The organism is Cryobacterium sp. Y11 (assembly GCF_002929535.1).
Taxonomy (GTDB): domain Bacteria; phylum Actinomycetota; class Actinomycetes; order Actinomycetales; family Microbacteriaceae; genus Cryobacterium.
In genome coordinates this window covers 204,986-217,924 of the sequence record NZ_PJJO01000060.1, presented here as the reverse complement: position 1 = coordinate 217,924, position 12,939 = coordinate 204,986, and the positions used below count along the sequence as shown (strand labels likewise).

At 64.5% G+C, this 12,939-nt stretch carries 15 protein-coding genes; 14 read left to right on the top strand and 1 reads right to left on the bottom strand.

The annotated features are described in order from the left end of the window. The first annotated feature begins 79 nt into the window (after nucleotides 1–79). The 13 genes from CXY75_RS15850 (at nucleotide 80) to CXY75_RS15790 (ending at nucleotide 9,874) form a co-directional block, all read left to right on the top strand. Nucleotides 80–391, top strand: coding sequence for a PTS sugar transporter subunit IIB (locus CXY75_RS15850; protein ID WP_104083766.1), 312 nt, complete (start codon nucleotides 80–82; stop codon nucleotides 389–391). Nucleotides 392–444: 53 nt separating this feature from the next. Beyond that, nucleotides 445–711, top strand: coding sequence for an HPr family phosphocarrier protein (locus CXY75_RS15845; RefSeq protein WP_104083765.1), 267 nt, complete (start codon nucleotides 445–447; stop codon nucleotides 709–711). A gap of 10 nt (nucleotides 712–721) precedes the next feature. Beyond that, nucleotides 722–2,437, top strand: coding sequence for a phosphoenolpyruvate--protein phosphotransferase (ptsP, locus tag CXY75_RS15840; protein WP_104083764.1), 1,716 nt, complete (start codon nucleotides 722–724; stop codon nucleotides 2,435–2,437). A gap of 1 nt (nucleotide 2,438) precedes the next feature. Next, nucleotides 2,439–3,926 (top strand): PTS mannitol transporter subunit IICB, encoded by a 1,488-nt coding sequence (locus CXY75_RS15835; protein WP_104083763.1) that lies wholly within the window; start codon nucleotides 2,439–2,441, stop codon nucleotides 3,924–3,926. Further along, nucleotides 3,923–4,360 carry a PTS sugar transporter subunit IIA gene (locus CXY75_RS15830; protein ID WP_104083762.1) on the top strand — a complete coding sequence of 146 codons (438 nt, stop codon included), beginning with the start codon at nucleotides 3,923–3,925 and terminating at the stop codon, nucleotides 4,358–4,360. Before CXY75_RS15835 ends, CXY75_RS15830 begins: the two co-directional genes overlap by 4 nt. After that, the gene (locus CXY75_RS15825) at nucleotides 4,357–5,505 is read left to right on the top strand and encodes a mannitol-1-phosphate 5-dehydrogenase (RefSeq protein WP_104083761.1); all 1,149 of its coding nucleotides are present in this window, start codon (nucleotides 4,357–4,359) and stop codon (nucleotides 5,503–5,505) included. Before CXY75_RS15830 ends, CXY75_RS15825 begins: the two co-directional genes overlap by 4 nt. A gap of 125 nt (nucleotides 5,506–5,630) precedes the next feature. Beyond that, a complete protein-coding gene (gene infA / locus CXY75_RS15820; protein WP_035834638.1) occupies nucleotides 5,631–5,852 on the top strand; it encodes a translation initiation factor IF-1 in 222 nt (73 codons plus the stop codon). Nucleotides 5,853–5,918: 66 nt separating this feature from the next. Continuing rightward, nucleotides 5,919–6,032: a 50S ribosomal protein L36 gene (gene rpmJ, locus CXY75_RS15815; protein WP_035834639.1), complete on the top strand. Its 114-nt coding sequence runs from the start codon at nucleotides 5,919–5,921 to the stop codon at nucleotides 6,030–6,032. Between the two features lie 135 nt (nucleotides 6,033–6,167). Further along, complete coding sequence (rpsM, locus tag CXY75_RS15810) at nucleotides 6,168–6,542, top strand: 30S ribosomal protein S13 (RefSeq protein ID WP_092449488.1); 375 nt, start codon at nucleotides 6,168–6,170, stop codon at nucleotides 6,540–6,542. Nucleotides 6,543–6,587: 45 nt separating this feature from the next. Further along, nucleotides 6,588–6,986, top strand: a complete 399-nt coding sequence (gene rpsK, locus CXY75_RS15805) for a 30S ribosomal protein S11 (RefSeq protein ID WP_035880172.1) — start codon at nucleotides 6,588–6,590, stop codon at nucleotides 6,984–6,986. A gap of 133 nt (nucleotides 6,987–7,119) precedes the next feature. Beyond that, the gene (locus CXY75_RS15800; protein WP_104083760.1) at nucleotides 7,120–8,109 is read left to right on the top strand and encodes a DNA-directed RNA polymerase subunit alpha; all 990 of its coding nucleotides are present in this window, start codon (nucleotides 7,120–7,122) and stop codon (nucleotides 8,107–8,109) included. Between the two features lie 50 nt (nucleotides 8,110–8,159). After that, entirely contained in the window at nucleotides 8,160–8,687 is a 528-nt protein-coding gene (rplQ, locus tag CXY75_RS15795) for a 50S ribosomal protein L17 (RefSeq protein ID WP_104083759.1), read from the top strand. A gap of 143 nt (nucleotides 8,688–8,830) precedes the next feature. Beyond that, complete coding sequence (locus CXY75_RS15790; RefSeq protein WP_104083758.1) at nucleotides 8,831–9,874, top strand: GNAT family N-acetyltransferase; 1,044 nt, start codon at nucleotides 8,831–8,833, stop codon at nucleotides 9,872–9,874. Between the two features lie 9 nt (nucleotides 9,875–9,883). Here CXY75_RS15790 and CXY75_RS15785 read toward each other — a convergent pair whose 3' ends face one another. After that, complete coding sequence (locus CXY75_RS15785) at nucleotides 9,884–11,746, bottom strand: acyltransferase family protein (protein ID WP_158251225.1); 1,863 nt, start codon at nucleotides 11,744–11,746, stop codon at nucleotides 9,884–9,886. 210 nt (nucleotides 11,747–11,956) lie between these two features. Between CXY75_RS15785 and truA the strand changes: the two genes are divergently transcribed. Further along, nucleotides 11,957–12,877: a tRNA pseudouridine(38-40) synthase TruA gene (gene truA / locus CXY75_RS15780; protein WP_104083756.1), complete on the top strand. Its 921-nt coding sequence runs from the start codon at nucleotides 11,957–11,959 to the stop codon at nucleotides 12,875–12,877. The last annotated feature ends 62 nt before the right edge of the window (nucleotides 12,878–12,939 follow it).

Here is a 12,939-nt window from a genome sequence, read left to right as displayed (position 1 = left end):
ACGAGTCTGGTGGCCCCCGCACGATGTGCCGGGCACACTTAAATACGTGTGCAGTGCGTCGACGAAGAAAGGTGAATCGATGAGGATTCATGTTGTGTGCGGTGCCGGTGCGTCGAGCACGTTCGTAGCGGTGCGTCTGCGAAAGAGCGCGGTGGCTCGGGGAACCGAGGTTCACGTGACGGCTGGAAGCGAAGCAGATCTGGCGAGCGTGCTGCCGGTCATCGATGTGCTTCTCGTGGGCCCGCACCTGGCTGCGTTGTTCGCTCGGATCCAGCAGCAGGCCGAAGCGGCCGGCGTGCGAGCGTGCCTGATGCCCACGACGGTCTTTGCCGCACGCGACGGCGAGGAGGCCCTCGACCTGGCCCTGGCAGCTGCAAGCACCCGCTCATAACTCTTCCCGACCAGCACAGGCCGCATGACCGGCACACAACGAAAGGCACCGCAATGCTTGAACGAACGGTTCTCGTCGGCTCGACCCACGGCCTGCACGCTCGCCCCGCCAAACTCTTCAGCCAGGCCGCCGCGGCCGCGGGGATTCCCGTCACGCTGACGAAGGCCGGTGGCAAAGCCGTGAATGCCGCGAGCATCCTCGGCGTAATCTCCCTCGGTATCGGCCACGGCGACGAGGTCACCCTCGCCGCAGACGGCGACACGGCCGAGACCACACTCGACGAGCTGGCCCAGTTGCTGCTCACCGACCACGACGCGTAGGGACGCGAGCGTGGAACTGCAGGGGATTGGAATTGGCCGCGGCATCGCCGTGGGCCGCATCGTGCGCATGCCAGACCCGCTGCCCGAGCCTGCGGTTTCTCCCAGCTCGTTGACGCCGGCCCAGGAGGGCGCCCGGGCGACCGGCGCTCTTAGCGCCGTGGCGGCAGACCTTCTGGTACGTGCGGAGCAGGCCGGCGGCGTGGCCGGCGAAGTCCTTGAGGCCCAGTCCATGATGGCCGCGGATCCCAGCCTCGTCGACGACGTCACGGTGCGCCTGGCCACCGGGGTGACCGCCGAACGGGCGGTGTTCGAGGCCTTTGCGGCCTTCCGCGACATGCTGACGCAGCTCGGCGGCTATATGGCCGAACGAGCTGGCGACCTCGACGACGTGTCGCAGCGGGTCGTCGCGCGCTTCTCGGGCGTCGCGGCGCCTGGAGTACCCGACCCGGGGTATCCGTTCATTCTGGTCGCTCGCGACCTGGCACCGGCCGACACGGCAAGCCTTAACCTCGGCCAGGTGCTGGGCCTGATCACGATAGATGGCGGCCCCACCTCGCACACCGCGATCCTGGCGCGCGAGAAATCACTCGTTGCCCTCGTGGGCGCGGCCGGTGCGCAGAGCCTGGCAGACGGTGACGAAGTTATTCTCGACGCCGCGAACAATTTGGTGATGACGTCGCCGAGCGCCAAGCAGGTGGCCGAAGCGCACGCCCGCGAAGCCGCCCGTGCCGCTCGTGCTCTCGCGCCGGTATCGCCGGGCGCTCTCGCCGACGGCACGCCCATCCCCCTTCTGGCCAACCTCGGCTCGGCCGACGGCTCGGCCGCGGCCGCGGCACTCGGCGCCGAAGGCGTGGGCCTGTTCCGTACCGAATTCCTGTTCCTCGATTCCGTGACCGCGCCGACAGTGGCGAAGCAGCGCGTGGAATACGAGCGGATGCTGCGCGCCTTCCCCGGCAAGAAAGTCGTGGTGCGAGCCCTGGACGCCGGGGCAGACAAGCCGCTGGCCTTCCTCAACGACGCCCACGAAGAAAACCCGGCCCTCGGTTTGCGGGGATTGCGCGCGTTGCGCGCGTCGGAGCAGATACTGCGCGACCAACTCGATGCGCTCGCCCAGGCGGATGCCGCCACCGACGCCGAACTGTGGGTGATGGCGCCCATGGTCGCCACCGTCGAGGAGACCCGCTATTTCGTGGCACTGGCACACGAATTCGGACTGAAGACCGCCGGCGTGATGGTGGAAATTCCCTCCGCGGCGCTTCTCGCCGACCGAATTTTGCGGCACGCCGACTTCGCCTCGATCGGCACCAACGACCTCACCCAGTACACCCTCGCCGCCGACCGCATGCTCGGCTCGGTCGCCGCGTTCCAGAACCCGTGGAGCCCCGCCGTGCTGCGGCTCGTGGCCGAGGTTGGCGCGGCCGGTGCCGCGCTCGGCAAGCCCGTTGGTGTGTGCGGCGAGGCAGCGGCCGACCCGCTGCTCGCCGTGGTGCTCGTGGGCCTCGGCGCGACGAGCCTATCGATGTCGGCATCGGCCCTCGCCGATGTGCGCGCCACTCTCGGCGATTTCACGATGCAGCAGGCCCTGCACCTGGCCGAGCTCGCCCTCGCAGCCGATGATGCGGCATCCGCTCGCGAACTCGTCACCGCACAGGCCACCGAATTTCTTGACTCACCATCCGAACCCGCACGTGTAGTTCCCAGCAATACTCACCCAGAAAGGTACTGAAATGACGACGACGTCAGCCGACACCAAGCGAACAGGCACGCGCGTGCACGTGCAACGCTTCGGCACATTCCTCAGCGGCATGGTCATGCCCAACATCCCCGCCTTCATCGCGTGGGGGCTGATCACCGCGCTATTCATCCCCACCGGATGGACTCCCAACGAGACCTTCGCCACCCTCGTTGACCCGATGATCATTTACATGCTGCCGCTGCTCATCGCCAACACCGGTGGCCGCATGATCTATGACACCCGCGGTGGCGTCGTCGCTACGATCGCCACGATGGGTGTCATTGTCGGCAGCAGCATCCCGATGTTCATTGGGGCGATGATCGTTGGCCCGCTGTCCGCCTACATTCTGAAGAAGGTCGACAGCATGTGGGAGGGCAAGATCAAGGCCGGCTTCGAGATGCTCGTGAATAACTTCACGGCCGGAATCCTCGGTGCCATCCTGGCCCTCGGCGCGTTCGTCGGCATCGCGCCGCTCGTGACCGGGCTGAGCAATGTGCTCGAAATCGGCGTCGACTTTTTGATTGCCAACGGATTGCTGCCGCTCGCGAGCATTTTGATCGAGCCGGGGAAGATCCTCTTCCTGAACAACGCCATCAACCACGGCGTGCTCACCCCGCTCGGCGTGCAGCAGGTGTCCGACACCGGAAAGTCGATCCTGTTCCTGCTCGAGGCCAACCCTGGCCCTGGCCTCGGCATCCTTCTCGCCTTCACGTTCTTCGGCGTGGGAATCGCCAGAGCCAGCGCGCCCGGCGCAATCGTCATCCAATTCCTCGGTGGCATCCACGAGATTTACTTCCCCTACGTGCTCATGAAGCCGATGCTGATCCTGGCCGCCATCGGTGGCGGCATGACCGGCGTGACCATCAACGTGGCGTTTGCCACCGGCCTGCGCGCTCCCGCCTCGCCCGGAAGCATCTTCGCCGTGCTGTTCCAGGCGCCGCCAGAGAACTACCTCGGCGTCATCCTGTCGGTTATCGGTGCGGCAGCGGTCTCGTTCCTGATCGCCGCCGTTATCCTGCGCGCCAGCCGCAAGCGCGACCTCGCCGCCGGTGACCTCGACCTGGCCGCCGCCGTGGCAAAGACTGAGGCGAACAAGGGCAAGTCGAGTTCGGTGCTCGGCGGCCTCGTTGGCTCCAACACAACGGCTGCCGCGGCCGGCGACACCGCCCCGACTCAAGACCTGCGCAACATCGTGTTCGCGTGCGACGCCGGAATGGGCTCGAGCGCGATGGGCGCCTCCGTGCTGCGCAACAAGATCAAAAAGGCCGGCGTCGAGGGGATCACGGTGACCAATCAGGCCATCGCCAACCTCGACGGCAGTGCCGACCTCGTGATCACACACCAGGACCTCACCGACCGGGCGCGGGCCAAGTCGCCGGGCTCCGTGCACGTGTCAGTGGACAATTTCATGAACAGCCCGAAGTACGACGAGGTCGTGGGCATGCTCGAACACCAGACGAATGAAGGAGTCAGCAAATGAGCCAGATCCTGGAACCCCGCAATCTCGTTGCAAGCGGAACGGCCCGCACCCGGGACGATGCGATTCGTGAGGCTGGTGGCCTGCTCGTGGCGTCCGGCGCCGTGAGCGCGGACTACGTGGCGTCCATGTTCGAGCGCGAAGCATCCGTTTCGACGTACATGGGCAACTTTCTCGCCATCCCGCACGGCACGAACGAAGCGAAGGAGTCGATTCTGCGCTCCGCACTGTCGCTCGTGCGCTATGCAGAGCCGATCGACTGGAACGGCCAGCCGGTGCGCTTCGCCGTTGGCATCGCCGGGCTCAACAACGAGCATCTCGAGATTCTCTCCAAGATCGCGATCGTGTTCTCCGACGAAGACGAGGTAGCGAAACTGATTGATGCTGGCTCTGCCGAAGAAATTTTCGCCCTTCTCGAGGAGGTCAACGCAGAATGAAGGCCATTCACTTCGGCGCGGGCAACATTGGGCGCGGCTTCGTCGGATTCCTGCTGCATGAAGCGGGGTACGAGGTTGTCTTCGCCGATGTGAATGCGCACCTCATTGACGCCCTGCACTCGGCTCCGAGTTACGAGGTGCACGAGAAGGGCGAGGGGGCCAGCCAGCACACTGTGCAGGGCTTCCGGGCCATCAACAGCGCCACCGACACAGAGGCGCTGATCGAGGAGATCGCCACGGCCGATGTGGTGACAACGGCCGTTGGCCCCAACATTCTCACGTTCGTGGCACCGGTGATCGCGGCCGGGCTGGCTCGCCGGTCGGCGTCGCTTCCGCCGCTCGCGGTGATGGCGTGCGAGAACGCCATTAACGCCACCGACCTGCTCGCCGAGCACGTGCACAGCCACGTCGCCGGTGCCGACTGGCCGGCCATCTCGGCGCGCGCCGCCTTCGCCAACACTGCAGTGGACCGCATCGTGCCGAACCAGGCACCGGATGCCGGCCTGACGGTGACCGTGGAGGCTTTCTACGAGTGGGTCATCGAGCGCGGCGCTTTTGGAGACGCCGTTCCGGTGATCCCCGGGGCGACCTTCGTCGACAACCTCGAGCCCTACATTGAGCGCAAGCTGTTCACGGTGAACACGGGCCACGCCACCATCGCATACCTCGGTAGTCGCGCCGGAGTGACCACGATCGCCGAGGCGCTCGACGTGCCGGAGGTCGTGGCGGCCGCCCGCAGCGTACTCGAAGAGACCTCAGCGCTGCTCGTGGCCAAGCACGGACTCGACGAGGCCGCGCAGCGCGCCTACCGCGAGAAGATCCTCGTACGCTTTGGTAACCCAGCCCTGCTCGACACCGTCGAGCGGGTGGGGCGTCAGCCGCTGCGCAAACTCGGCCGCCACGAGCGCTTCATCGGTCCGGCTGCGGAGTTGGCCGAAACGGGCGTGACGCCCGTGGCGCTCCTCGGCGCCATCGGCGCGGCGCTGAGCTTCACCGTCGCGGCCGATGAGCAAAGCGCCCAGCTGCAACGGATGCTGCGGGCCGAAAGCGCGGAGCACATAGTTGAGCAAGTCTGTGGGCTGGAGGCGGCGCATCCGCTTTTTGCTTCTGTTGTGCTCGAAGTACGACGTGCGCAGGGATTATAGGACTGAATTGCCAAAAGGCAATTTCATACCATAAGATTGACCCTTGGTGTCTGGTGTCGTCTTTTGTGGCGTGTCCGGCACCAATCCCGCGTGACCAGCATTCAATACAGAGCGACAGTGAGGGTATGGCCAAAAAAGACGGTGTCATCGAAATCGAGGGCGCGGTAGTCGAAGCTCTGCCCAACGCGATGTTTCGCGTTGAGCTGTCAAACGGCCATCGAGTTCTTGCCCACATTTCGGGCAAGATGCGTCAGCACTACATCCGTATCCTCCCAGAGGACCGCGTGATCGTTGAGTTGAGCCCGTACGACCTGACCCGTGGCCGGATCGTCTACCGCTACAAGTAACGACTGCTGTAAGTAACGGCCCTTGGCATCCCGGGGGTACGAAGACAGCGAAAACAAGGAATCACCATGAAGGTCAAGCCCAGCGTTAAAAAGATCTGTGACAAGTGCAAGGTCATCCGCCGTAACGGCAACGTGATGGTCATCTGCGAGAACCCGCGTCACAAGCAACGCCAGGGTTAATATCCTGTGCTTTTGGCACAGTGAGATTTACCTGAATAACACATAGCAGTTCCGGGAGTCCGTGAGGGTGACACCATCGGTTGGAGGCCGGTGTACAGGAACTGCTACAGACCTCCATCACTAACAGGAGACACAATGGCACGTCTAGCCGGCGTCGACATCCCGCGCGACAAGCGCGTGGAAGTTGCATTGACATACATTTACGGTGTTGGCCGTACGAGGGCCCTCAAGACCCTCGCCGACACTGGAATCGACGGAAACATCCGCGTCAAGGATTTGAGCGACGACCAGCTCGTCCTTCTCCGCGACTACGTCGAAGGTACCTTCAAGGTAGAGGGTGACCTCCGCCGTGAGGTTGCCGCTGACATCCGCCGCAAGGTTGAAATTGGCAGCTACGAGGGCATTCGCCACCGCAAGGGCCTGCCCGTTCGCGGACAGCGCACCAAGACCAACGCTCGCACCCGCAAGGGCCCGAAGCGCACCGTAGCCGGCAAGAAGAAGGCGCGCTAGGCCTCGGCCTAGCCCGCTAACGCCTTTAGGATTCAGGAGAAATTCATGGCACAAACTAAGTCGGCCGTACGGAAGCCGCGTAAGAAAGAAAAGAAGAACATTGCTGTGGGCCAGGCCCACATCAAGAGCACGTTCAACAACACGATCGTGTCGATCACTGACACGACCGGTGCCGTCATCAGCTGGGCCTCGTCTGGCCAGGTTGGTTTCAAGGGTTCGCGTAAGTCCACCCCCTTCGCCGCTCAGCTGGCCGCAGAATCGGCCGCTCGCCAGGCGCAGGAACACGGTATGAAGAAGGTTGACGTCTTCGTCAAGGGACCCGGTTCAGGCCGCGAGACCGCGATCCGTTCACTGCAGGCCGCTGGCCTTGAGGTCGGTTCGATCAACGACGTGACGCCCCAGGCTCACAACGGATGCCGTCCGCCGAAGCGTCGCCGCGTATAAAGCACCTGTCGCTCGTGTTCAGCCGGCGTGATTCGTCACGCCGGCTGGAGTACGGCGTTTCTTTTCTTTCATTTTTCACACTCTCGTCATTGCAAGTGTCATATAGCGGACACTTAGCCGAAAGGAATCAACAGTGCTTATTGCACAGCGTCCAACGCTCACCGAAGAGAACATCTCGGAGTTTCGTTCACGGTTCATCATTGAGCCGCTCGAGCCTGGCTTCGGCTACACCCTCGGCAACTCGCTTCGCCGTACTCTGCTCTCCTCGATCCCGGGCGCTGCTGTAACCAGCATCCGAATCGACGGGGTGCTGCACGAGTTCAGCACCGTTCCCGGGGTGAAGGAAGATGTCACCGAGATCATCCTGAACATCAAGGGCCTTGTCGTCTCGAGCGAGCACGACGAGCCCATCACCGCGTACCTGCGCAAGCAGGGTGCCGGCCAGGTTACCGCCGCTGACATTTCGGCTCCGGCCGGCGTCGAGGTGCACAACCCTGAACTGGTCATCGCAACCCTCAACGACAAGGCGAAGTTCGAACTCGAACTGACCATTGAGCGTGGCCGTGGTTACGTCTCCAGCACCCAGAACCGCAACGAGTTCTCCGAGGCCGGCCAGATTCCGGTCGACTCGATCTACTCGCCCGTGCTCAAGGTCACCTACCGTGTCGAGGCAACTCGTGCCGGTGAGCGCACTGACTTCGATCGCCTCGTCGTTGACGTGGAGACCAAGTCGGCCATCTCGCCTCGCGACGCGCTGGCATCCTCTGGTCGCACCCTGACCGAGCTGTTCGGCCTGGCCCGCGAGCTGAACACCGCAGCCGAGGGCATTGAGATCGGCCCCGCGCCGGTTGACGCCGTGCTCTCGACCGAGCTTTCGGTTCCGATCGAAGACCTCGACCTGTCGGTGCGCTCGTACAACTGCCTCAAGCGCGAAGGCATCAACAACGTCAGCGAACTGGTCGCCCTCTCGGAAACCCAGCTGATGAACATCCGCAACTTCGGGCAGAAGTCGGTTGACGAAGTGAAGGACAAGCTCGTTGAGCTCGGCCTGTCCCTGAAGGATTCGGTTCCCGGATTCGACGGCGCGCACTTCTACAGCGGCTACGAAGAAGAGACCATCTAAGGCTCGCGCTTCAACGCTGCCTTTCGATTTTTTGATACTGGAGATTACCAATGCCTAAGCCCACAAAGGGGCCCCGTCTCGGTGGCGGCCCGGCGCACGAGCGCCTCATGCTTGCGAACCTGGCCGCGGCCCTGTTCACCCACAAGTCGATCAAGACGACCGAGACTCGGGCCAAGCGCCTCCGTCCGCTCGCCGAGCGCATGGTGCAGTTCGCCAAGCGCGGCGACCTGCACGCCCGTCGTCGCGTTCTCGCGACGATTACCGACAAGTCCGTCGTGCACGAGCTGTTCACGGTCATCGCCCCGCAGGTCAACGAGCGTCAGGGCGGTTACACCCGCATCACGAAGCTTGGTTTCCGTAAGGGTGACAACGCTTCCATGGTGCAGATGGAGCTCGTTCTCGAGCCCCTGACCCCCAAGGTCAAGCGCTCCAAGACCTCAGTCGCTTCCGACAACGTTGTTGTCGACGACGTTGTGGTCGAAGAGGCCGTCGTTGCTGATGACGTCGTCGCCGATGACGTCGCAGTCGAGGATGCAGCCGTCGAAGACGCTGCCGCCGACGAGGCCGACAAGAAGTAGCACCACCAGCGAAGGGGGGCCCAACGAAAGTTGGCCCCCTTTTTTGTACCCCCCACCACATCCCGTGCGAGCGCAAAAAGTGCCCGATTGCACACCTCAATCGGGCACTTTTTGCGCTCTCGACGAAAAGATAGGGTGGGGGGATGGTTGATTTCGAGACTTCGTTGGCAGAGCGCGTTGGGGTTGTTGAGGCGCCGGTGGTTCCTGCGCACCCGGACGTCGCGGTGTGGCGACCGGCCACTGAGCGTGACATCGATGGCATCTGGCAGCTGCGCCAGGCCATGGGGGAGATCGACCACCCCAACTACCTCACGGCGCGCGGCGCCATTGCAGCGGACTTCGGCTACTCGCACTTTCGTGCCGAACTCGACTCGCTGGTGGGCGTCGACGCCGCCGACCGCATCATCGGTGTCGGCATGGTCATGTTTCCTCCACGCCAGGTGAGCCTCGTGCGCTCGATGCCGATCGGCGGGGTGCACCCGTCGCTCCGCGGTCGGGGCATCGGGCGCCAGCTTCTGGACTGGCAGCTGGCGAGGGCGAAGCAGCAGCTCGCTTCGTCGACCAAACAGTTGCCCGGCTGGATCCTCACCTACGCCGATGAGCGCTCCCCACAGAACGCTGCACTGTTTAAACGCGCGGGACTCACTCTCGCCCGCTATTTTCTCACCCTGGACCGCGCGCTGGACGCCCCGGTACGCGTGATCGAGGCCGCCGAAGGTATTCGAATATCGGCATATACCGCAGATGCGTCTGCGGCGGTGCACAGCGCCCGCGACGACTCCTTCATGGACCACTGGGCCAGCCAGCCAATGAGTGACGAAAATTGGAATGCCTTCGTCGGCGGAAGATGGTTTCGCCCCGATCTGTCGTTCGTGGCCTATGGCACCGACGCCGGTGGCGTGGAGCAGGTCGTCGGCTTCGTGCTATCGACCGCGAACGAGAACGTCTGGGCTACCCAGGGTTTCACCGGCAGCTATATCGATCTCGTCGGTGTTCGAAGCGCGTGGCGTGGCCGCCACATCGCGCAATCGCTCCTGGCCGCGCAGCTCGCGGCTGGGCAGTCCCTCGGCCACGAACGGGTTACCCTCGCCGTCGACTCCGCCAGCCCCACCGGAGCCCTCGGCCTTTACACCGGCATGGGGTTTGTTCCAAGCCATCGCAAGATGGCGTATACGCTCACGTTTTAGCGGGGCGCCTCAGCGGTACGGCGTCGAGGACGGCGCGTCCGGGTCGCGCAGCAGCCAGCCATTGTCGGGTAGCGGCGGCAGCTCGGTCAGACGCGTGATCGCATCCGCCACGGCGTCAGCGTAGAGCTGGGCGCCGGTCGGTCCCGGGTGCACGTGGTCGCCGGCCAGCAGGTCGAGTCGGACGGCGATCGCATCGTGCCAGTTCGCCAGTTCCACCCGGCGGTTGTCGGCGGCGACCTGGGCCAGGGCACTGTTGACGCCATCGGTCCACTCCCGCTCGGCGTAGGCATTGACCAGCACGAGTTGACGGTCCGGGCCGAGAACGTTCAGAATTGTGGCGAGCTCATTGGTGGTAATCGCACCGTTGGTGCCGAGCCCGATCACCACGATCGGATGCAGCTGCCCAGCGCTCTTGAGTGCGTACAATATGTCGTCTGCGGAATGCATTCCGCGCGACACCGACGCGTCGACGGTTACGCCCGGCAGGGTGGCCTGCAACTCCGGGGCCGAGGCGAGCATGACCGAGTCCCCGATGGCGGTGATGAGAAGCGGAGCTGGCGCGGGGTTGGGCGTACTGTGCAGGGTCGCCTCAGCGGCCGCAGCCTGAGCGGCAACGCGCGCGGCAGCATCCATTGCCTGCTGACCGCGTTCGATGCGCAGTTGGGCGGAGGTCTGAGCGGGAGCGACGACGACGGCTGCCGTTGTGCCACCGATCAGCAGCATCGACAGCGCGGCCGACGCCGCCACCAGACGGCGCCGACGCGTCGGGCCTCTCCACAGCGTCACGACCTGACGGATGCTGCCGCGCATACCGATCCGACGGATCGGCATTTCCAGCCAGCGGTAGGAGATGGCGGCGGCGACCACGGTGATGGCCGTTGCGAGCAGGGCGATCGGCACGAGGCTGCTTTCCGGGGAGGACGCTGGCCAGAGTACCTGCAGCAGAACGAGGATCGGCCAGTGCCACAGGTAGATTCCGTAGGAGCGTTCCCCGATGTAGCGCAGCGGCCTGGAATCGAGCAGCTGCCCGAACCTGCCGCCGCGCACACCGGCCCAGATTGCGAGCGTTGTGGCGAGACTGACGGCAACGAGGCCGCCGCGGTAGGTGACGGAGCCGTCTTCGGGTAGCCAGATGGCGAACACCACAAGGGTCACGATTGCCGCGCCACCGAGCCAGGGTCGCAGGCGGGGAAGTTCGTTGCGGTGTCCGCTGGGGCGGCGGAGCAGCAAGGCCAGCGCGGCGCCCGCGAAGAGTCCGAAACTGTGCGTGTCCGAGCCGTAGTAGACGCGGGTCGGGTCGGAGCCGGGCTGGTAGAGCACGCCCATCCAGATAGCCGACGCGACGAACAGCGCCGTGACCACGGCGAGCCGAACGCGGACGCGCCGAATTTGCAGCACCACCAGAAGCAGCAACGGCCAGACCAGGTAGAACTGTTCCTCAACGGCGAGCGACCACAAATTGCGCAGCAGCTCGGGCTCGTTGGCGCTGAAATAGCTCGCGTCGGTCGCGATCGACACCCAGTTATAGCCGAAAGTTGTGGCACCGAACAGCTGGGCGCCGAGACCAACGAGCACGTCGCCGCCAATCAGGAACGCCACGGTGCAGCTGATAAGAATCAGCGGGATGAGCGCAGGCACGAGGCGTCGGGCCCGCCGCTGCCAAAAACGGCGCAGCGAGATGTGCCCGGTGCGGGTGTGCTCGGAGACCAGCAGTCCGGTGATCAGAAAACCGCTGATCACGAAAAAAACGTCAACACCGATGAATCCACCAGGCAGCAGCGTCGGAAGAAAGTGGTACACAACGACGGCCAGTACGGCCAGGGCACGGAGCCCGTCGAGGCCAGCCAGTCGACCGGTACGTAAGCGCGACACCGCGGCTGCCCTCGCCGGACTGTTTTCCAGCCCGACCAGCGGTTCTGTCGGCGCAAGCGCGCTAATCGCAGACGGAGTTCTCCCGGTGACGGGAGATGGTGCGACGGGGTGAGTCATGGGCTAGACGAGCAATCACGCGGCACGCGCACGGGGGGTACCGACGTTGCCGGTCTCAACGATAACCCGCGCACGCCGCCTAGGCTTACCCTCGTGAATCAATTTGTACCCCGCGCCGGACACGCCGCGCTCGGGTCCACGCGCATCAGACTCGACCTCGCTTACGACGGTACCGATTTCACCGGCTGGGCCCGCCAACCGGGGTTTCGCACGGTGCAGGCCGACATTGAAAACGGGCTCGCCGGCATTCTGCAAAGCTTCCCACCGCACCCGACCCTCATCGTGGCCGGCCGAACGGATGCCGGGGTGCACGCCCGCGGACAGGTCGCCCACTTCGACCTCACTGCGGAGCAGGCGCATTCCCTCGTTCGCATCCAACGCGGCACCGGCACTCGCCCGCCGGTCGATCTCGGAACGGCCGTGCTCCGGCGCCTTGGCGGCATTCTCGTCACCAAACCCGACATTGTGCTGCGCCGTGCCACGGTCGTACCCGGTGGTTTCGATGCCCGGTTCTCGGCCATGTGGCGCCGCTACGAGTACCGCATCGCCGACCCCCTCGGCCTACACGACCCGCAGCAGCGACTGCGCACCACGTGGCATCCGTTTAAACTCGACCTGGACGCGATGGACGCGGCGGCGGCGACCCTGGTCGGCCTGCACGACTTCGCCGCATACTGTAAGCCGCGGCCCGGTGCAACGACCATCCGCACGGTGCAGGACTTTCGCTGGTCACGCGATGACGACGGCCTCATTGTCGCGAGCATTAAAGCGGATGCCTTTTGCCACAGCATGGTGCGCGCGATGGTCGGTGCCTGCGTGGCCGTGGGGGAGGGACGCCTAGACGGCAGCACGCTGGCGCACCTGCACTTCGACAAACACCGGATCAGCGAATTCAAGGTGATGCAGGCGCACGGTCTGACCTTGATGGACGTTGGCTATCCCGACGATGCCGCGTTGGCGCAGCGTGCCATTGATACCCGCAACCGGCGGTCGCTGCCCGTCGGCACGGACTGAGTTGCGCTGAAACCCGGCGCCGACTACTCTTGACCCTTGGTGTCTGTGCGTTGCAGCGCGGC